Genomic DNA, 21,879 nt, shown 5'->3' with positions numbered 1-21,879 from the left:
ATGGATTCGGCTTATTTTAATAGAACGCATTGAGTAATAAATAATTAGTAAGGTGTTATATCATTTTGCTAATTCATTTAACGACTCTATTGGTTAACTTATACGTACTAATACTGTGATCAGGTTAACCAAATAAATTAAGGGAAATAGTCGAATAGTGATTTGTATGCCACTATGCTTTTCCAAATTGAACCAATAGACTTCCTAATTTTGTGCTTGCTAGCCCCCTAGGAACCCGTCATGAAAAATAAACTGGCGATGACTGACCCTGCTATTGTCTATCCTAACTGGACGACTGACCGTTTGACAACTCGTATGGTTCATCTCGGGTGTGGGGCATTTCATCGAGCACATCAAGCGCTTTATATGCATCTTGTTTTAGAAAAAACGCAGAGTGACTGGGGCTATTGTGAGGTCAATTTGATGTCTGTGCGTAATATCGCCATCATTGAAGCCCTCAAAGCTCAATCGATGCAATATGCTATTGTAGAAAAAGGACCCTCAACAACAGCATTGAAAGTCATAGGCTCGATGAAAGAAGCGATGCATCCGCTGATTGATGGCGTCGACGCTATCATTGAAAAGATGGCTTCGCCTGATATCAGTATTATTTCGTTAACAATAACAGAAAAAGGTTATTGTATTGACCCAGTAACAGGTCAACTGGATCTTAATAATGAATTGATAAAACAAGATATTACAACTCCAGATACCCCTCGCTCAGCAATAGGGTTTATAACCGCGGCCCTGAAACGACGTTTCGAACGTCAGCGCCCTCCATTTTCTGTGCTCTCTTGTGACAATGTTCGTGATAATGGTCATATGGTTCGTCGAGCCGTTATTGGGTTGGCATCTTTGCAAGATCGGAAACTCAGCGAATGGATTGAACAACATGTCACGTTTCCATGCACGGTGGTAGATCGAATTGTCCCTGCCGTTACGGAAGAAAGTACCAATGAAATGACTCAGTTACTTGGTAAAAACGATCGGTGTGCTGTGATTTGCGAGCCTTTTAAACAGTGGATAATTGAAGACAATTTTGTTCATGGACGTCCTGAATGGGAACTTGCTGGCGCTAAATTTGTGCGGAACGTGAAACCTTTTGAATTAATGAAATTACGTCTGCTCAATGGCAGCCACTCCTTTTTGGCTTATTTAGGTTATTTAGGCGGCTATACCTATATCGCGGATACGATGGATAATCCTGATTACCGCAATGCAGTACGAAAGCTGATGCTTAATGAGCAAGCAATGACGGTTACGGTATCGGAAGATATTGATTTTATCGCTTATACGGACAGTTTCATGGCCCGCTTCACAAATCGAGCGTTAAGGCATCAAACATGGCAAATCGCGATGGATGGTAGTCAAAAATTACCTCAACGCTTATTGGACTCAGTTTTATGGCATTTAGAGCATGGAACGGAACACTCTTGCTTAGTATTAGGCATAGCGGGATGGATGCGTTATATCAGTGGTATTGATGAGCAAGGTAATACTATAGATATACGAGACCCACTAAAAAAAACATTTGCGGCTATATATGCAAAACACGGTCTTTCCGTCGGGGTCGTTGAAGAGTTATTAGCCATTGAATCGATATTTGATAAACATTTAGCAAATAATCCCTCTTTTATTACAGCAGTGAAATTGGCGTATCAGAAGTTACTGGATGTTGGTGCACGACAAGCTGTGGCGACATTATAACGTTGGAGCTTCTTATGAAATCCTTCCTTTGCGAAAATTTTTTATTAAACAATAAAGTAGCGCAGAATTTATATCATGATTATGCTGCCAAAATGCCAATTTATGATTATCACTGCCATTTAAATCCTCAAGAAATAGCTGAAAATCGTCAATTTGATAACCTTGGGCAAATATGGTTAGAAGCTGACCATTATAAATGGCGAGCTATGCGCTCGGCGGGTATTCCAGAACGATTCATTACAGGTCGTGAAAGTAGCGACTATGAAAAGTATTTAGCTTGGGCCAAAACGGTTCCAATGACATTGGGTAACCCGCTTTATCATTGGACCCATCTTGAATTGCGTCGCCCATTTGGTATTACTGGAAAATTATTAAGTCCAACGACCGCGGATGACATTTGGCATGAAGCGAATGAACGGCTTTCTCAGCCAGCGTTTTCAACACTCGGGATTATGCAACAAATGCAGGTGCATATGGTTGGTACCACCGATGATCCCATTGATTCTTTGATATACCATCAGCAAATAGCTCAAGATAAAACAATTAATATAGAAGTCCGCCCTAGCTGGCGGCCAGATCGTGTATTTAAAATCGAGCAGGTTGGTTTTGCTGACTACATTGAACAATTAGGGGAGAGTGCGAATATTGCTATTTCGCGTTTTAGCGATTTACTTTTCGCTCTAGAACGACGATTGGAATATTTTGCATTTCATGGGTGTATCGCATCCGATCATGGTATTGATATTGTGCGTTATGCACCGATACCCGATGAAACGGTGCTTGATCGGATATTACAAGCTCGCTTGCAAGGAAAAATCCTGGATGAAATCGCGATTGCACAATTTTCTACCGCGATATTAGGATGGTTGGGAAAACAGTATGCTAAATACGGTTGGGTGATGCAATTGCATATTGGCGCGATGCGTAATAACAATCGCCGACAATTTACGTTACTGGGTTCTGACAGTGGATTTGACGCTATTGGTGATTTACCGATTGCCTATCCACTTTCCCGTCTTCTTGATGAGATGGATAAAACTAACGAACTCCCTCGTACCATTCTCTATTGTGCTAATCCACGCGATAACGACGTTTTGGCGGCATTAATCGGTAATTTTCAGGATGGTGAGGTTGCGGGCAAAATCCAATTTGGCTCCGCTTGGTGGTTTAATGACCAAAAAGAAGGAATGCAGAGGCAATTGGAGCAGTTATCTCAGTTAGGTTTGCTCAGCCTATTTATCGGAATGTTGACTGACTCACGGAGTTTTTTATCTTATACACGGCATGAATACTTCCGGCGTATCCTTTGTAATATGCTAGGGACTTTAGTGATGAACGGTGAAATGCCAGCAGAGGAAAAAATGATAGGTCAACTGGTTGAGAATATTTGTTTTTATAATGCTAAGCGTTATTTTTCAGCAATAACTCCCCTTAGTCAGTGAAATTCACGCAAGTTATCGTTGTTTGAGTCTTTTTAAGGTACTGTAATATTTTTTATATAGCTTATTTTGCCATATAATAACAAAAAGTAATTTGCTCTAGACCGAGCGGTCTATTACAGTAGAGATATGAACAGAAAGTCAGAACAGGATACACGAGAACACCTTTTGGTTACGGGAGAAAACCTTTGTCTTCAGCGAGGCTTTGTCGGCATGGGGTTAAATGAGCTGTTAAAAACCGCAGAGGTACCAAAAGGCTCGTTTTACCATTATTTCCGCTCGAAGGAAGCCTTTGGCGTGGCTATGTTAGAACGCTATTATGCGGTTTACCTCCAACGGCTAGAGGGGCACTTTGAGCATGGCACAGGGAATTATCGAGATCGCTTGTTGGCTTATTATGGAAAGGTGCTGGATAACACTTGTGCATTTAGTCATATAACAGGTTGTTTGACGGTCAAATTATCCGCTGAGGTATGTGACTTATCAGAGGATATGAACACAGCTATGGATAAAGGTGTCAGTCAAGTAGTGGCTATACTGGCACAAGCACTGGTTAATGGCCGAAATGAAAAGTCGTTGAGCTTCTCGGGTGAGCCATTGTCTGTCGCACAGGTACTTTATTCACTCTGGCTAGGTGCGAATTTACAAGCCAAAATTTCTCGAAGTCGCGCACCAATGGAAAGTGCTCTGGCTTATGTGGAAAAAATCATCACTACGCCTGATTGTTGATAGGCGTTTTTATTTACCTAACTACTAGTCGACCGGTCTAATCTGGAGATTTTATGTCACAGAAAAAATTATTCACAGCGCTTAAAGTGGGGTCGTTAACTGCTCCAAATCGTATTTTTATGGCCCCATTAACTCGCTTACGTAGCATTGAACCGGGGGATATTCCAACGGCTTTGATGGCTGAATATTATCGTCAACGTGCGACAGCTGGCTTAATTATCTCAGAAGCAACTCAAATCTCTGCTCAGGCAAAAGGCTATGCGGGCGCTCCCGGCTTACATAGTGCCGAACAAATTGAAGCATGGAAAAAAATTACCGCTACCGTTCATCGTGAAGGAGGGCGTATTGCCGTACAGCTATGGCATACAGGGAGAATTTCTCATACAAGCCTTCAACCTGAAGGCGCTGCACCAGTAGCACCCTCTGCTATCAATGCGGGAACCAGAACATCATTAAGAGATGAACATGGGCGAGCTATTCGAGTTGATACGTCTACACCGCGAGCATTAGAACTTGCTGAAATCCCCGGCATCGTTAATGATTTTCGTCAAGCTGTTGCTAATGCAAGGGAAGCGGGTTTTGACATGGTTGAACTGCATGCGGCACATGGTTATTTATTACATCAATTCTTATCACCATCAGCCAATCATCGCACCGACCAATATGGTGGAACAAGGGAGAACCGTGCGCGTTTTCTGCTAGAGGTCATTGATGCTGTTTGTGCAGAATGGAGTCCTGAACGCATTGGTATTCGTGTTTCTCCATTAGGTCGTTTTCAAAATACCGATAATGGGCCAAATGAAGTTGAAGATGCGTTATATCTTATTAACGAATTGAATAAACGACACATTGCTTATCTTCACATGTCTGAACCTGATTGGGCTGGAGGACAACCATACAGCTTAGATTTTCGCAAACAAGTTCGTGAGCGTTTCGAGGGAGTGATTATCGGTGCGGGGGCCTATACGGTTGAGAAAGCTGAAGATCTGATCGAGAAGGGATTGATTGATGCAGTTGCATTTGGACGTGATTTTATTGCTAATCCAGATTTAGTGACGCGTTTCCAGCATAAGGCGGCGTTAAATCCGCAACGTCCTGAAACCTTTTATGGAGGAGGAGCAGAAGGGTATACCGACTATCCTTTTCTTTAGATTTTAATTTTGGTAGCGGCGGATTATCGCCGCTTATCCTCTACGAGGATAGAAACAAAGCTAGTGTTTTTAGTGAGTAAAACTTATTAAGTTTACAATAAGACTTTTATTTAAAAATTGATGGTCGCTAAAGTATCATTAATTTATTTTTATCCCTCAAAATACCCTGCCATAATTTATTTTATACATCTAATTTAAATATTGACCTGAAAGTTTATCTCCGTAATATCTCTTACCATTAAGAGTCAATGATGTAAAAATCACACTGCTTATTATTTGAATAAAGCCTTTGCGCTATGGCTTATTTTTAACTGTGTATATCGGATAACACATTAATGGTCATACTCATTTTTTGGCTAATGCCAACAAGGTATTGCATTAATTTATAAGGAAAATGTTTAAACTTGCATATACGGCAAACTTAAAATAAAAGTTTTTTATGTGGTTTTTGAGCTATAGGCGCCTTTTCATTAGCAAATCGTCATTTTTATTTTTTTATGCTAACGGTGATCTATTGAACAATATATTACATAAGTGATTATCGAATAATAGTGATTTAAAAAGGTTAGCATAATGAACATCAATAAAGATAACGAACTGAGTGATAAAAACATTAGCAGTAATGATTGGGAAATAGAATGTGATAGCGCTTCACTTATTATGGCTAAAAACACGGAATTAGTTCTATTCGAAAATACGCAAAATTCTGACAAGACAACCACTCTCATTGCATCGTTTGTTGCATCCTGTAATCAACGAGGTGAAAAGCCATTAGATCAATGGCTGCATGATGAATTTCGTAAATATCCGGAGATCTGGGAAAATGATGAGGAAATACGAAACACGACACGAGATGTGATTGAATCTACAGATGCTTTTAATGTTTCACGTCATTCATTACAACGTCATCAAGAACAAGGGCGCAGCCGCGCATCTTGGTTGGCCAATGAAATTGAAAAAAATGCGGCGGTTAGTGGCTCAGTTGATGTAGGTCGATATGCGACTGATATTGATAGCGCTTTGGCAGATGCAACGGCTAATGCTCGTAAAATAGTGAGCACTTTAGGCGGTGAAATCAATGGCAACTATAATTTGGATGGCTTTATCGCTGAACAACACCATGTCGATACCTTTAATATCGATGCCACGGTGAAAGGAAGTCCTTATCGTGCACGAATGGTCAATTCTCATGACTTGAATTCAGTTGATATTGAAATTGTGGATGTCAACGGTAATGTGGTGGGGCAGTATCAATCGAAATATGGCTCAGATGCCAAATCAACCCATAGCCAATTTGAGCGTGGTGACTATTCCGGTCAACAGCGTTTAGTTCCAGAAGGCCAAGGGAACGATGTTCCTAATAGTACAGAAGTGATCGAGGCTGGTGGTGTCACCTCGACCCCTTTATCTAAAGAAAAAGCTAAGGCCCTTCAAAAACAAGCTCAGGCAGAAAGAGAAACGTATCAATATGAGTGGAAAGATACCAACCGCATTGATATTGCTAAAAAAATAGGTAAGCAAGCTCTGTTCGGTGCTTGTATTGCTGTTGGTATGCAGGGGGTAAGAATTCTCGCCCGTCGAGCTTGGAATCGACTGAATGGCCGCCAAAATCCAAGTGTTAACGACGATCTAAAGGAATTTTTTTCAAGTTCATTGCGCTCTACCACTGAGACAGCTGCACAGATTGCAGTATCTGGTGCTGTTGTCGTTGCGGTAAAAAATGGCTACCTAGGGGCACTATTACGCAATACGCCAGCAGGATTAATCACCAATATCGCTTGTATCGGCTTACAAAATGCGAAAGTTCTTTATAAATTAGGTAAAGGTGAATTAACTCAAAGTGAAGCGCTTGATGAAATTGGTAGCACGACAGTGACAGCTTCCATGGCAATTTTGGGCGCGACGAAAAGCGCGATGGTCGGCGTGAAGATGGGGACAGTTTTTGGTCCTATCGGCATGGCTGCGGGTGGTTTTATCGGTGGTGTGGCTGGAGGCATTGCGGGCAGTAAAGTGGGTGAAATCATCTATGATGCCGGTAAGGTCGTCGCAAAAAAAGCCATTGAAGTGGTGAGTAGCGTTGTAGAAAGTACAGGGCAAGCAATCAAATCCATCGGGCGTGGTATCAGCAACTTTGCATCTTCACTTTTTTCGCTGTGGTAAATACAATGAATCGATCTGAAATTAAAGAAAAGTTAATAACTTATTTATCTGTTGGATATCCAGGCTTATACATACAGTCAGGTGAAGAAGCTAGGGTTGATGCCTTATTACAAGAGGTTGCCTCAGAATTAGAGTTATATCCCAAAGAATGGAACCTTGGTTATGGTTGGGTTGATTTTTATCATAAACAGCCGCGCGATTGCCAAAATGAAAATATTGAACTAGCCAATGGTTTAATGACCTTACTTGATGATGACTTAACAGGTAAGCTATTCATTATTAAAGATGCTAAAAATGCTCTAGAAAACCATCCACTGGCAGTCGCTAGACTGAAACAATTATTAAACCGCATTCAACGTCATCACCGTGGTCATTCTGCGGTGATCCTCGTATCAGAAAGTCTATATATACCTGCTCAAATCGAAGCACAAATTACGCTCTTACCGCTAAAACTTCCTCATGGTGAAGAGATATCGAACCTAGTCGATATAGTGTGCCAACAAGTGAGTTTACGCACTCCTGAAGTGCTAAAACCGCGTTTATGTGCGGCTTGTAGTGGTTTAAGTCAGGAAGAAATTCGCCAAGCACTTGCTATGGTTCGCCAGAAACAAGAGCAACTTGACGAAGCAGGGCTGGCTCTCATTCAACATGAAAAAGAGCAAATCATCGCTAAAAGTGGTGTGCTTGAGATGATTAAAGTCAGTGAAAATGCTTCAGATATTGGTGGTCTTGAAAATCTTAAAAGTTGGCTTCATCGTCGCTCACAGATTTTCTGCCGTTTGGGAGAGGCTGTTACTGCAAAAATACAAACGCCAAAGGGGGTTTTGATAGCCGGTATGCCAGGTTGTGGTAAATCATTAACGGCTAAGGCCGCTGCAAGCTTATTTCAACTGCCATTATTACGTTTAGATATCGGTTCATTACTTGGTAAATATGTTGGTGAGAGTGAAAACAACATGCGCCGTGCATTAACCATGGCTGAATCTGTGAGTCCTTGTATTCTCTGGATAGATGAGTTGGAAAAAGCGTTTGTTGGTATGAACAATGGCAGTGGCTCAGAGGTTTCATCACGGCTTTTTGGTTATTTTCTGACATGGATGCAAGAAAAAACAGGTTCCGTGTTTGTCATTGCTACAGCAAATAATATTACGGTGTTGCCACCTGAATTATTACGTAAAGGGCGTTTTGATGAGGTCTTTTATGTCGGTTTTCCAAATGCCGCTGAACGGGGAGCAATTCTCGATATTCATCTTAAGGGAACGGGATTAACGCTTAAAGCTGAAGAGCGTAGCAAACTCGTTACTAAGTGTAGAGATTTTGCAGGTGCTGATATTCAAAATGCGGTGAACGAAGCCAAAGAATCCGTGTTTCTCGATAGCCGAGAATTAAACTTTAAAGAGTTAGAATTTGCTATTGAGCAAACTGTACCTTTAAGAGAAACACTGCGGGAGCAAGTTGCTAAATACGAAGAATTATTTGAAAAACTTAAGCTTAAACCGGCATCGACAATTGAAGGTCTCAGTGTTGCACAGATGCTAAGACTGGCGGATGACCCTAATGCTATTCGTCGTAAAAGTGTCGCAACTAATGAAGATTGCCCCGATGATTTATTAGAGAAGTTAGCTAATGATTCTGAACCAGAAATTAGGACAGCCGTATACGAAAATCCGAATTGCCCTGAACGGCTGTTGAGCATGCGAATTAATATAGGAGAAGGGCAAGCAGACTATGACCTAGATTTATTGCATTTAGCGTGTATTCACCCTCATGCTCCTCATGATTTATTGGCCTCACAATATCAACGTTTAAAACTCACAATGGAGCATAAAAAGCTTCTAGCGAGTAAAAGCACTCACAATTTATTGCTCGATTGCTTATTACAGGATGAAGATATCACTATTCGCCAATTAGTTGCTCGTAATGAAAATCTAAGTTCTGAACAACAGCTTTTATTAACTAAAGATAGAGAGGTTGAAGTACGTACCAGCCTAGTCCATAACAATAATTTATCGTTGAAGGCGCAATTGCAACTTGCTCGAGATACATGTTCAGATGTCCGCGAGGCTCTAGCTAAATTTGCTGAATTGACAGATGAAGTACAATTAATTCTTGCTCGAGATGAATCTTATGATGTTCGAGCAACATTAACTGAGTATTACGATGACCTAACTGAAGAGGCCCAGCTAATCTTAGCGCGAGATAGGGATATTGACATTCGTATCGAATTAGCAAGTCGTGATGGTGGGTCAAAATTATCTGATAAAACGAAGAAAATCCTAATCAAAGATCAGCCAAAGGTTCTTTTAGCTTTGGCTGATAACGAAAGTATTTCAGCTGAAACACAGTTAATTTTAGCGCAGCATACTGATGTTAAAGTGCGTAAAAAATTAGCTAACCACAATTCATTGTCACATGCCGCGGTACAAGCATTACTGCAAGATATAGAAGAAGTGCAGATTGAACTTGCGGGTAATTCTCATCTAGATACTTTACCGGATGAATTCCAATCAACACTGAGTCAAAGTCAATTCGAAGATGTTCGTCGAGCGTTAGCACGCAATCGAAAAATTAACATTGAAGCCCAAATATTACTGGCACAAGATCCTTGCGAACCAGTACGTAATGATTTAGCGATGAATAACAGTATCTCACAAGAGGTCGCTGAAATATTAGTTAAGGATGAAAGTGCAGAGGTCCGTGAAATATTAGTGAAATATGGCTATCGCTATCGTGAGATACCGCTTGTCATACAACAGCATGTGGCTGATGACGCTGAGCCTAGAGTGCGTAAAACACTCGCCGGTGCAATAAATTTACAGGATGAAATCCAGCAAATATTATTTGAACAGGATCCTGAAATATATGAAACACTCGCTAGGAATCCGTGTATTAGCCTAATAATACAGCAGCAACTTTTAGAAATAGACGATCCTGAGGTTCTGCTTTGTTTAGCCAGTAACCCATCCCTTGATAGTACGATACAAGCTTTATTATCTGAAAACAGTAATACAGAAGTACGAACTCGCCTTGCAGATAATTTTTCATTGACGCCTTCAGTTGCCGATAAGTTAATTGAAGATATTGAGGATGTGCAAAAAAGCCTAGCACATAACTTACAATTGAGTGAATCGCAGTATCTCCGACTATTCAAAAAAGGCTCAGAAGATGTGCGAGAAATATTAGCGTCAAACCCTAAAATAGGTGAAAGTCTGATGGAGCAAATATGTGATTGGCGGAAAGACTCAGACTCTTCATTGATGGGGAGAATGAATATATTTGGTTTAACCTCCAATACTATTTCTAAAAGTAAACTCGCTCTAGCCAGTAACAAGCAATTACCTGAGGCATTACAGCTCATTTTACTAAAACAAGGTGATGAGTTACTTGAATTAGCCAAAGTACTGGCGAAAAATACCGCTATATCTAAAATCGTACAGAAAGAGCTTGTAAATCATAAAAGTGCAAGTGTACGTGAAATTTTGGCTGCGAATAACAATATTTGTTATGACGTTAAGCTAAAATTAATGAGTGATACCGTTGCCTCAGTGAGAGCTGCGCTGACTAATAATTTATGGCTAGAAAGTGAAATACAGCGACAGTTAGCTCGGGATCCTTCACCTATAGTTCGTCAAGCTTTAGCTGGCTGCGATGATTTAGATAAATCCTCACAGATAATACTTGCCCAATCTCCAGAAAAAGACGTTCGCGCTACCTTACTCAAAGGCAAAAACAACATCATGTTTTACCTTAAACGAACGACTCAAGAGATGCTAGCGAGAGACAAAGAACCTGAAATTCGAGAGCTTTTGGCGGCATATGATCAATTAGATCCGGCGGCACAGCTAATATTAGCGAAAGACGATTTACTTAGCGTAAGAGTTGCGTTGGCTAAACGTGATGAAAGCTGGATGGGAACACCATTAAGTGAAGAAGTACAGCAAATACTCGCTCATGATTCACATTTTGATGTGCGCCTTGCGCTTGCTGGTTACACTCGTCTGCACTCGAATATTCAAGCACAATTAGCGGCAGAGACTAATGCTAGTATCAAAATAAAACTCATGGAAGAATCTAACTACGTAAATCAATTGTCATTAGACGCTCAGCAAGTACTCGTTCAAGATCCTGATAAGGAAATTAGGAAAAAATTAATAAGCACATTATTCGGTATATTTTCCATCACAAGTAGTGAAGATATTTATTTGACACTTGCTAAGGACCCTGATGAAGAAGTGCGAAACTGGATGATCTCAACGCTTTTAATGCCATATTGTCGAGCTAAATACAGCAATGCAGTCAGAAGGGCGCTATTTGATGATGCGAGTGAAGAAATAAAAAGAAAGTTAGAACAGGTTGAAAGTTGCAGAAAAGCTGATTCATAACCAGCCATTTATCATCTAGAGGTGAATTTATTTGCATGCCCTACATGACTACTGTCATTGATATTGACAAAGGATTACTTGAATAGGGTAAACTTGATGTAGTCAGTAGGGTAACATAGGAGATTGGTTATATTTATCGTCTGTTAATCATATGATTAATTTTCAGTCATAATAAATGATCATTATTTCCATCTGTCTTGAACCCAGTTACAGACCTCTTCCCATTCTTGACTTAAAAGGTAGTTATCAGTTTCTGTTAATATTAAGTTTATACTGTGCCAATCATCTAATTGAATATCTTTACTCAATGTGGGGTTAACTCTTTTAAAGTTATCTTTTAATAATTGGGAACCTTGTTTGGTAACAATTTCAGAAGAGGTGTCTAAGATCAATTGTAAAATTGAAAATGGCGCTATATTTTTTTGTCCTTTATGGATATGAGGTAGCAACCAAAAATTTGCCCCTACGTTGAGAGGATTACTCATTTCTATTAATGGTATTCCTGTGGCTTTATATCCGGTTCCTATTGATAGTACACAAAGCTCACTCAGGCTAGAGACTAACTGTTGTGAGATGATTTCACTGATGGCGATCGTGGTTGGATTATTCGCGAAAACGCCACCATCCACACAATAACCTAAATTATTTTCATCTATACGATAGGGTGGAAAATAAGTTGGTGCTGCTGCCGTGGCTAATGCAGCATCAATCATTTTGATATTTTTATAAATATTATCAACGCAATTAGATAAAATTACCGGTTCCCAGCCTTGTTTAGTCGTATTTAGTAACTGCGCAGTGTTAACGATAATGATTTTTTTTGATTCAGAGAGTTTTTTTTCACCAAAAAAGCGATTGAAAATTTTCTTCATTCCAACATGAGTATATTTACTGTGGAATAGACTTAGAATATTTTCAGGTATTAAACCCTCAGCAGAGAATTTATTATTCGGCATAAATATAATGGATGCATTATCAGTATAGCTCTCTATGATCTTGGAGATAGGGATCTCATTAGCAAGAGCAATAGCTAATATACCTCCAGTCGATGTGCCAATAAATGCATTAGTTTTATTGAGGATGTGGTATTTTTCATCTAGCTTTTTAATAATGACAGCAGAGATTAAGCCTCTAATGCCTCCACCATCAAAACTTATCATATTAAATGACATTTTTGACCTTTCTGCGTTATTTAAAAAAACTCTGATATTAAATTTTGTTTGATATCAGAGTTGAAGAAAAAATAAGTAAATTAATCAGTTATTATTGATTCCCTATAGTTTTTTATGGCTTTTTTATATTCATTAGATGCTAATTTAATACCATTGTAGTATGCTTTATAATTAACTCTAATGACTCCATTTATTTTATCACACAGCTCCTTACATTGTTGTATTACTGCCACTATATCTAAGATAGCTAAAAAAATATCAACCATGTTAAGTGTGATAGTGATAACTGTTGCAAATCTACCTATTGCATCCATGACTTCAAATGAACAGGGACTCACTTCCTCTGCGGGAATGCCGACTTCTTCTGACTGTTTTTTAATTGTGTTCATTGAAATTTTTAACTTATAAATCATGATAGAAAAACTTAAAGGAAGGATAATATTAAAAGCATATATCGCATCAGGTGGTATATTAATATTTTTAATAATATCTATACATCTTTTAACATCATCATCTGTTTTTTTGCTAAAGTTCAATTCATCTAACGCATTGTATACCTTATTAATTTCATCGCTATGGAAGAGTAGTCGCGCAGATTCTGCATATAACCGAAAGATTCTTGCATCTAATTTTTTTTCTTTTCTTTCTATCGCACCCATAAATTGAAATAAGTGACTTCTACAAATTCTTGCATCTAATCCAGCAGGTGCTTTTGCTGCGATTAATGTATTATTCTTTTTATAGTGAGTGATATAGTCATGAACATTACTGCCAATTTCATGCGAAATATTATTATCTGCATTTTTTAATCGTTCATTGAGTTCTTTCGCATGCTTTGAAATAACACCTTCTAAAATGACTCTAGATGCCTCAAGGTTTGCAAATACAGCCATACTTAAGCCTAATGACCAGATAGAAGCGATAGCAGCAGCGTCAGCAGTTATTCTAATACCATCATCAGCAGTGGTTTCAAGCTTCATATTACTCGCTAGATGATAAATATAATCGAATTCCTTATCTACGATATGGTCAGAATCAAAGTCACCTAGCATTAAGAATAGGTTATGTTCATTGATTAATATGTCTATATTCTCTTCACTTTCTGTTTCCCATGTGGATAGGTAATTCAAGTAAGTAATAAGATCGGTGCTGGCTCTTTTTTTTTTGATATTTTTCATAAAACGCTCCTGATATATAAGCAATAGTATCTAGTTAATGTTATTAAAATAATTCATAGTTAACTTTGGCTAATTTTAATTAATGGCAATCCCTCTTTCATGAGTGCGTTAATACACGTCAAATGGTTTTATGATTTATCTAATATCATACAAACGTTTAATTTAGTAAGGTGGTGTATTTAAAGGTTGATGTTTTTAATACGCTGTAGCGCAACAATCAAATGATAGATTTTTTACGGGTTTCTTAGAGAGTAAGGCAACCTAAAAAATAACAAATCAAACAATAAAAACATGGTAACTTTAATAAATCACATATTAGGTCAAAGAAATAAAAATAACAATATTAAATATCGTTCATTTATAGATTTGACATCCTTTTCAATTAGGAAGGTGCCTTGTTGTATTGTGTTGAATTCTTCTAGAACATCGATGTTAAGGGGGTTACCGTATACTTAATAAACTTTATTATTTATGTTGTAAAAATAAAATCAAAAGTTTGAAATACACTAGCAATATAAACATGTAAAATGAAAAATAAATTCAATAATAATTAAACAATCAAATGATTCTATTCAGGTGTTTAAATTCCTGCCAATTATACAACATAATGGAGTAATTCAATCTTGAGTAAGAAATAGGTGATTAATTAAAAAATCACCTTTAAGTATTCTTAAAAGTCAATATGCTTTGTCCTTTTCATTATACTGACCATTTCATCTTGGTATATTAAGTTTTGAGTTATGGACCAGCCCATCTTTTGATATAACTTCTGTTGATCTGGGGTGTATAGATATAAATCTTGGTCTGTTTTTTTCCAATAATCATCGGTGACATTTTGGATAAGCGCTGACGCAATTCCTTGCCCTCGATATGTGGGATGAGTGTAGATTTCACCGATCCACCATTGTGCGTCATCAATAAAGTCTATTTCTTTATCGATGATACTTGCCGTAGCCACTAACTGATTGTTTTGCCAAACACACCAAACCTCATTTAAATTTGTCGCTAATATACGAGCTTGTAATCGGTTAGTGATCGTTTCTGGGGTTGCCCATGGTGTGAATGCACGCCATTCTTGGTGTAACAATTCTGCCAAGACAGGGAGATGTAATTGAATATCGTTCTTATTTAATTGGCGAATGACTCTATGCATGACTTCCTCGTTAATATGGTCTTTACGCATGTATTTATAGCTCATCACGGAAATGGGCTATTGCTTAGTTACATTTTATTTTTTAGTGAAGTAAATAATTTTTCATAAATTGACCGCACAGTATCATTTTTCTTCTGGTTATAATCCATCATTGTATTAATCCCTTTTTTGGCTTGCATTTTACTGGCCGCGTAAGTTTTAACGTCATCAGGATGGGTGATCAGCCAATCACGGAATAATCGATGACGAAGATGTTCAGGGCAGTGGGGGGCAAAAACATGTAGGTTGACTTGCGGGTTATCTAAGTAAAGCATTCGGTGTTCATACCAAGAGGGTTCACGAATGGTATGCACATATCCCAAAGCAGTTAGCTGTGGAATATAACGGCTTTCATCGGTTGGATCTGCCACGATTAAATCAATATCAATGATTGGCTTAGCGGACAAGCCAGGCACTGCGGTTGAACCAACATGTTCAATATGCCGTGCGGTATCCCCCAATATCGCCATAATACGTTTTTTTTCTTGTATAAAGCATTCTGCCCATCTGGGATCATAATCGCTAACATCAATTTTCAATGCTCGTGGTTTTTCGAGTACCCATGGATTTTCATTTGGGTCGCCATCTTCAAAGGTCATCACCGCGGCAATTTCTTCTGGAGATAATGCATCTAAGGTTTTACTAAATGGATTCATTTTTCAACTCATCATTAATCGTATATGGGGCAAGTTAATGTCGCTAAATTAGTATCGGGAGCTTTGATAATTTTCATGGTCATGTCATATCAACCATCTATATTCCTACTCCGACGAGTAGTGAGTGATGCTTCATCTTTAAATCCTGACGAAGGGGGGATTCTCTGGTTTTTATATTATATTCAGAAACATACCGCAATAAATTTTTTAGGTAGGATCAATATTGATTGCTGTGTCATGTGCACAAGGATCCAGCTGCTTATCCCTGAGCTACGGAGTGACGTTATCAATGTATAGATAGGAAAGATAGACGGTATTTAGTTTAGGAATATATTCAAATAACTTACAAATTAGAAAAATTTTGATAAATGGAAAAACACCTGCTTTAGGTAAGATTGAGCGATAACGCATACAAGCAGAGATTTGTTTAGCTAGAAAAAGGTATTTATAAAAAGGGTGACTAACATGACAGATACTACATATCTGATTTGACGAATATGTTCATTGGCATTATATTACTCGAAGATAGAAAAGGAGTGAGTATGGAACCCTTACAGTTATTTAAAATACTGGCAGATCAAACTAGGTTAGACATTATCTTGTTACTAAAAGCCTCTGGTGAATTGTGTGTTTGTGATATCTATACTGCTTTGAATTTATCTCAGCCGAAAACATCTCGTCATCTGGCTATGTTAAGAGAATCTGGCTTATTACGGGATTCAAAGCATGGCAAATGGGTTCACTACCGCTTATCACCCGCATTATTGCCATGGATAAAAGATATCATTGACCTAACATATCTAGCAGAAAAACATCGAATATCAGAATTAGTTAATGCGCTAGAAAATAAAAATTCTGCTAGTCACTGTTCTTCATAAAAAATTTTTATCTTAACATATATGATAAATCGTATATGAAGGCGTGATCATGATAAATCATATTTGGGCCATTGGTCTCTCAACACTTTATTGTGATTCGAACTAAAAAGGCGAGTTAGCCTTTAGAAATTGAGGTTGTTATGTTTATTGCAGTATTCATTTTTGTTCTGACGATCACGTTGGTTATTTGGCAGCCTAAGGGGCTTAGCATCGGATGGAGTGCAACAATAGGGGCAATACTGGCACTCACTTTTGGTGTGATTAATTTTCAAGATATTCCGATTGTTTGGAATATTGTTTGGAACGCAACGGCCACTTTTATTGCCATCATTATGATTAGTTTGATTTTAGATGAAAGCGGTTTCTTTGAATGGGCTGCATTACATGTTGCTAAATGGGGGAATGGAAAAGGGCGGTTACTATTCAGTTATATCGTTTTGCTTGGTGCAATGGTGGCCGCTTTATTTGCCAATGATGGAGCAGCTTTAATTTTAACTCCCATCGTTATCGCTATGCTATTGGCGTTGGGGTTCAATAAAGGAACAACGTTAGCTTTTGTCATGGCGGCGGGGTTTATTGCAGATACAGCTAGCTTACCACTGATTGTCTCTAATTTAGTTAATATTGTTTCTGCCGATTTTTTCAATATTGGATTTTCTGAATATGCATCCATTATGGTTTTTGTCGACATTGCATCGATCATTGCAACATTAGTGATATTACACTGGCTTTATCGCAAAGATATTCCACAGCAGTATGATGTAACAAAGCTCAGTAAACCAACCTTAGCGATTAAAGATCTAAAAACATTCAAGGCAGGTTGCTTTGTATTGGTACTGTTATTGATAGGTTTTTTTGTATTAGAACCTTTAGGTCTTCCAATAAGTGCTATTGCTGCGATAGGGGCGTTAATTCTCTGGGTTATTGCTTCTAAAGGTCGCGTGATCAATACCCGACAAGTATTACAGGGTGCGCCATGGCAGATAGTGATTTTCTCACTGGGTATGTATTTGGTTGTCTATGGTTTAAAAAATGCAGGATTAACCACTTATCTTTCAAACATATTAAGCTATCTTGCTGATGGCGGTTTATGGAGCGCAACAATAGGCACTGGATTTATCACTGCTTTCTTATCATCAATTATGAATAATATGCCAACTGTATTGATCGGTGCGTTGTCAATTGAGGGCAGCAGTGCTACTGGGCTGATCAAGGAAGCGATGGTATATGCGAATATTATTGGTGCTGATTTGGGGCCTAAAATTACGCCGATTGGAAGTTTGGCGACTTTACTTTGGCTACATGTATTATCGCAAAAAAATATGACTATTACATGGGGATATTATTTTAAAGTCGGTATTATTATGACCATTCCTGTGCTGACAGTAACATTGATTGCTTTAGCACTCAGACTATCTATTTAAGTGAATGTGGCATTGCGTTGAACGCCGCCAAAAAGCGCAATGTTATCCTATCTGATAAACGTTGGCTTTGTTGGAATAATTTATTGATGTGCTGACACTCAAAATCATGTCTATACCGCTATTCCTGAAGCCAATTTTTGACGGTAAATAATTTATTTAGGGTAGGTACTGTCACATAAATCAATAAATTCATCTGTAAATAAATTTATTTACGTTAATGAAAATTTTTTATAGTTAAGTAATTATTCATAGGATAGGTTAACAATGCATAGAAATTTACCTATACTGAACTTGTTACATAAATATCGATACATAAGGAGAACATATGAAAAAAGTTACATTGTTTGCTGTTATTCTAAGCTCTCTTGTCGCCTTTACTGTAACAGGCTGCTCTTCAAACCAAGCAATAAAAACCACGGATGGACGTACTATTATCACCGATGGTAAACCTCAGGTTGATAATGATACCGGATTGGTTTCTTATAAAGATGCTCAAACAGGAAAAAATGAGCAAATTAACCGCAATGAGATCACCAATATGAGTGAACTTGAAAATTAATGACTAAACTAAAATATTTAGTAGTGACATTTTCATAATGCCGATGCGGCTATATTCCTTTCAAGAAATAAAATGTTTTCTTGAAAGGAATTTTTCGATGTGATTTGGTTATAAAAAAGCAAATTAATGATCAATTAATGTTCATCAAGCAGATGTGAAACTGAGTTTAACCGCCTTAACCAAGTCGTCAGTATTATTATCAATAAGTATTTGCTGTATTCATCTTATTATCAATACATATCATCCTGAAGATGAAAACACTATCTTCAATCATGCAAGTTTAGTTTCTTACGATAATCACTCCATAAACAATATTGTGAACAAACTCAAATAATATGATATTAATGCCTTAAATCAGTATTAACTACTAATTGCTAACACCTTATCTTACTGTAAATGCTTTCGATACATTACATTGTTACAAAATGGAATAATAACACTACTTCACTATGTTGGGTTTTAAATTTAAGGATACGAATTGAGTATTTACACATCTTTTTATACTTATAGTATATATTCTTACATTTGGCAGTAAAAAAATTTTAGTTAAATTAAAAAAATATTTAAGTAATAGGCTATTATATTTATATGTTAGTAACTACATGTAAACATATATTTCAATAAAACAATAATAATTGTTAAGAAAAATCTGTTTTTAATTCAATATTCAACCTTAATTAGGGGGTTGATGAGTTTCAATTTTTAATATGTATTATGTGTTGTTTTTTTGTTTGATGTTAATTTTTTATTTCAAATCAATTTTCAAATTATTATTTGAAATGTAAAAATATCTTTTTATTCATAGAGTTATTGTTTTCTGGCAATGATGTGCATAATATGAGTAAGTTAAATAGGTGTTAAATCGCAGCTAAGAACAACAGGGTGTTTTACTTTCATTTTTAATGAAGAATATTTAATCATTGACTTATTAAAAATAAAAGCCAATTACATTTGCTTACTCACTGCATGAATACCCCCTCTAGAAAAAAATTTTTTTTGGATTAGAATCTCCGTCAATCCCGTCAATTGAGTAATTTAAGTTTTTTCAGCTAATAAGAAGAGCTTTGCTTGATTGGAATCTCTAGCGATTCTGTTAGTTGAGTTATTTAAGTTTTTTAACCAATTAAACGCGGATGCAAATAGGGAAACATAATGGAAATGTGTATGGAAACATGGAAGTGTATACGGAAAAATGAATTTAGAGTTTATAAATAAACTTATTTAAGAAGAAAACTGGAAAAGAATCGATTAGCCCATTCATGAAGTTGAAATCAATTCATTTCTATTTAAGTCCTGCGATTAAAAGGGTGTTGTAATCGTAGGGTAAATATTAACTTACACCCAATTATTAATAAAAATTTAAGGTCTTATTATGTTTAATCAAAAAAATATGATTGCTCTATGTGTTGCTGCTGGTTTAGGATTTACTGGTGCTGCTTCTGCAGTTCAAAACGCTCAAGTAAATGTTTCAGGTCAAATCGCAGCGGCAACCTGTGATTTAAGCGTTAGCAATCCTAATATTGACTTAGGTACTCACATTTCTGCTGATATTCAAGCGGCTGGTGATATTGCTGCAAGCGCAAAAGACTTCACTCTACAATTAACTAATTGTAGCAAAGACCAAACAGGTGCATCAGTGCAATTATTCGCTAAAGGAACTGCACTAGACGCGAATGGTGATTACTTCAACAACACTGCAAATGCAACTGTTGGTGTTAAATTAACTGCTGATGCTAAGCCAGTTAAACCTAACACAAGTGTTGATTTAACTTCTGTGACTGGTTTAGCTCAAGGTTCTTCTGCTTCAATCGCAATGAACGTTGGCTTATATTCAACAGTAGGAACACCTGCTTCACAACGCATTGATGCTCCAATTACATTCTCTGTAAGCTACGAATAATAATTATTTAAATGAGATGGCAGAAAATGGCCATCTCATTTATTACTTGTTACTTAATAGAATGACTATTGGAGATAAATTATGAATTTGATGTCAACTATCAGATACTCAATAATTGGAATGATGATATTTGGTCTTGAAATTACAGGACTATCAGCTGCTGGGGTAGGCCTTAATACTACTCGAATTGTTTTTCCACAAAATAGCCAATCTATTCCGGTAACTGTTCGCAATAGTACAGAGAACGAAGAATATCTGGTTCAGGTATATTTAACGAAAACACCTAGTGATTCTACCCAAGAGACAGTATTTGATATTCTTCCTCCTATGCTCTATTTAAAGCCGGGACAACAGCGAGATGTTCGTATTACCGAAACTTCTAGCTCAATGAATTTACCAAAAGATCGTGAATCCATTTATTACTTACATGCAAGAGCAATCGCACGCAGTGAAAAAAATGCAGAGTTAAATGTTTCAAATATGAAAGGCGATGTAAAAATTGCAATAGAAAATGTGATTAAAGTTTTTTATCGCCCAGCTGGGTTAGTTCAAACTTCTGATAAAGCGCAAGAAAGTCTAACGTTTTCAGCGGTTCAAGGCGGTGTGCAAGTCACAAACAACTCTCCCTATTATATTACATTAGCATCATTAAAAGTGGGCAATAAGCAGATAGATATTTCCGCTAAAAAGAACAACACGATGGTGGCGCCTTTTAGCAATATCATTTATCCGACAACGGTGAATACAGGCCCAACCACTTGGGTAACTATTAATGATTTAGGGGGCTATGTTGAACATACGAAACCATAAATTATCGACCTTAGTCGCCTGTTTATTAATGGCTTCTACAATGCAATCTTTTGCAGGGAATAAATTAGAAATACTTGCAGATATACATAGTATAGGTGAATGTGACATTGAAGTAACGCCATCAAATATCGAAATGACTCGTCGTCCTGTTATTGCAGATTTTAGATTAAATGATGCTGTCGATATTACGCCAATTAAACTTTCATACCAATGCCGCGATTATGAAACAACGGTGATGCCGGAAGTAATGGTAACAGGTGATGTATCAAATGATCCTAATCTATTTTTAACAGCGGACCCTGCTGGAGCAAAAGGGGTTGGTTTTATGCTGAAAAATGGTGAAGTGTCAGAGTTGGTAGGGTTCTATTCTAAGGGAAAAACCTTAAAAAATAATGAAAGTTTTTATTTACCTGCTGGTAGTACAACAGGTTCTTTACCAATGACAATCGGATTTGTACGTCAATCAAACAATAGCACCGTTACAGCGGGTTCTGCAAAAGCATCAATTTTATTAACCGTTGTAATGCCATAATTTAGAAAAG

The 21,879-nt window shown here is 37.4% G+C and carries 16 protein-coding genes; 12 read left to right on the top strand and 4 right to left on the bottom strand.

The features are described 5' to 3' along the window. Positions 1-240: 240 nt before the first annotated feature. The 6 genes from O7C57_RS10670 to O7C57_RS10645 all read left to right on the top strand — a co-directional run bounded on the left by O7C57_RS10670 (position 241) and on the right by O7C57_RS10645 (position 11,568). Positions 241-1,707, top strand: a complete 1,467-nt coding sequence (locus tag O7C57_RS10670) for a fructuronate reductase (RefSeq protein WP_269723117.1) — start codon at positions 241-243, stop codon at positions 1,705-1,707. A 14-nt stretch (positions 1,708-1,721) separates the two neighbouring features. Continuing rightward, the gene (gene uxaC / locus O7C57_RS10665) at positions 1,722-3,149 is read left to right on the top strand and encodes a glucuronate isomerase (protein ID WP_269723116.1); all 1,428 of its coding nucleotides are present in this window, start codon (positions 1,722-1,724) and stop codon (positions 3,147-3,149) included. 126 nt (positions 3,150-3,275) lie between these two features. Beyond that, positions 3,276-3,875 (top strand): TetR/AcrR family transcriptional regulator, encoded by a 600-nt coding sequence (locus O7C57_RS10660; RefSeq protein ID WP_154623445.1) that lies wholly within the window; start codon positions 3,276-3,278, stop codon positions 3,873-3,875. A 53-nt stretch (positions 3,876-3,928) separates the two neighbouring features. Further along, positions 3,929-5,026, top strand: coding sequence for an alkene reductase (locus O7C57_RS10655; protein ID WP_154623446.1), 1,098 nt, complete (start codon positions 3,929-3,931; stop codon positions 5,024-5,026). Between the two features lie 573 nt (positions 5,027-5,599). Further along, a complete protein-coding gene (locus O7C57_RS10650) occupies positions 5,600-7,186 on the top strand; it encodes a hypothetical protein (RefSeq protein ID WP_269723115.1) in 1,587 nt (528 codons plus the stop codon). Positions 7,187-7,191: 5 nt separating this feature from the next. Continuing rightward, complete coding sequence (locus O7C57_RS10645; RefSeq protein ID WP_269723114.1) at positions 7,192-11,568, top strand: AAA family ATPase; 4,377 nt, start codon at positions 7,192-7,194, stop codon at positions 11,566-11,568. Between the two features lie 182 nt (positions 11,569-11,750). Here O7C57_RS10645 and O7C57_RS10640 read toward each other — a convergent pair whose 3' ends face one another. The 4 genes from O7C57_RS10640 to O7C57_RS10625 all read right to left on the bottom strand — a co-directional run bounded on the left by O7C57_RS10640 (position 11,751) and on the right by O7C57_RS10625 (position 15,766). Next, on the bottom strand, positions 11,751-12,740 hold the full coding sequence (locus tag O7C57_RS10640; protein ID WP_163861660.1) for a patatin-like phospholipase family protein: 990 nt from the start codon (positions 12,738-12,740) through the stop codon (positions 11,751-11,753). 80 nt (positions 12,741-12,820) lie between these two features. Continuing rightward, entirely contained in the window at positions 12,821-13,918 is a 1,098-nt protein-coding gene (locus O7C57_RS10635) for a hypothetical protein (RefSeq protein ID WP_154635614.1), read from the bottom strand. Between the two features lie 670 nt (positions 13,919-14,588). Then, positions 14,589-15,101, bottom strand: a complete 513-nt coding sequence (locus O7C57_RS10630) for a GNAT family N-acetyltransferase (protein WP_196713115.1) — start codon at positions 15,099-15,101, stop codon at positions 14,589-14,591. Between the two features lie 38 nt (positions 15,102-15,139). After that, positions 15,140-15,766 (bottom strand): GrpB family protein, encoded by a 627-nt coding sequence (locus O7C57_RS10625; RefSeq protein WP_269723113.1) that lies wholly within the window; start codon positions 15,764-15,766, stop codon positions 15,140-15,142. Positions 15,767-16,308: 542 nt separating this feature from the next. Here O7C57_RS10625 and O7C57_RS10620 point away from each other — a divergent pair. The 6 genes from O7C57_RS10620 to O7C57_RS10595 all read left to right on the top strand — a co-directional run bounded on the left by O7C57_RS10620 (position 16,309) and on the right by O7C57_RS10595 (position 21,869). Next, on the top strand, positions 16,309-16,644 hold the full coding sequence (locus tag O7C57_RS10620; protein ID WP_163861651.1) for a metalloregulator ArsR/SmtB family transcription factor: 336 nt from the start codon (positions 16,309-16,311) through the stop codon (positions 16,642-16,644). 140 nt (positions 16,645-16,784) lie between these two features. Then, positions 16,785-18,068, top strand: coding sequence for an arsenic transporter (locus tag O7C57_RS10615; RefSeq protein ID WP_269723112.1), 1,284 nt, complete (start codon positions 16,785-16,787; stop codon positions 18,066-18,068). Positions 18,069-18,393: 325 nt separating this feature from the next. Next, entirely contained in the window at positions 18,394-18,627 is a 234-nt protein-coding gene (locus O7C57_RS10610) for a YgdI/YgdR family lipoprotein (protein ID WP_154623238.1), read from the top strand. A gap of 1,372 nt (positions 18,628-19,999) precedes the next feature. Continuing rightward, the gene (locus O7C57_RS10605) at positions 20,000-20,527 is read left to right on the top strand and encodes a fimbrial protein (protein ID WP_154622728.1); all 528 of its coding nucleotides are present in this window, start codon (positions 20,000-20,002) and stop codon (positions 20,525-20,527) included. 81 nt (positions 20,528-20,608) lie between these two features. After that, positions 20,609-21,337: a fimbrial biogenesis chaperone gene (locus tag O7C57_RS10600; protein WP_154622727.1), complete on the top strand. Its 729-nt coding sequence runs from the start codon at positions 20,609-20,611 to the stop codon at positions 21,335-21,337. Continuing rightward, positions 21,315-21,869, top strand: coding sequence for a type 1 fimbrial protein (locus O7C57_RS10595; protein WP_154622726.1), 555 nt, complete (start codon positions 21,315-21,317; stop codon positions 21,867-21,869). Before O7C57_RS10600 ends, O7C57_RS10595 begins: the two co-directional genes overlap by 23 nt. Positions 21,870-21,879: the final 10 nt, after the last annotated feature.

It is taken from the genome of Providencia sp. 21OH12SH02B-Prov (genome assembly GCF_027362595.1).
In the GTDB taxonomy this organism is placed as follows: Bacteria; Pseudomonadota; Gammaproteobacteria; order Enterobacterales; family Enterobacteriaceae; genus Providencia; species Providencia zhejiangensis.
The sequence above is the reverse complement of the archived record's forward strand: the minus strand, read 5'-3'. Positions and strand labels throughout refer to the sequence as shown.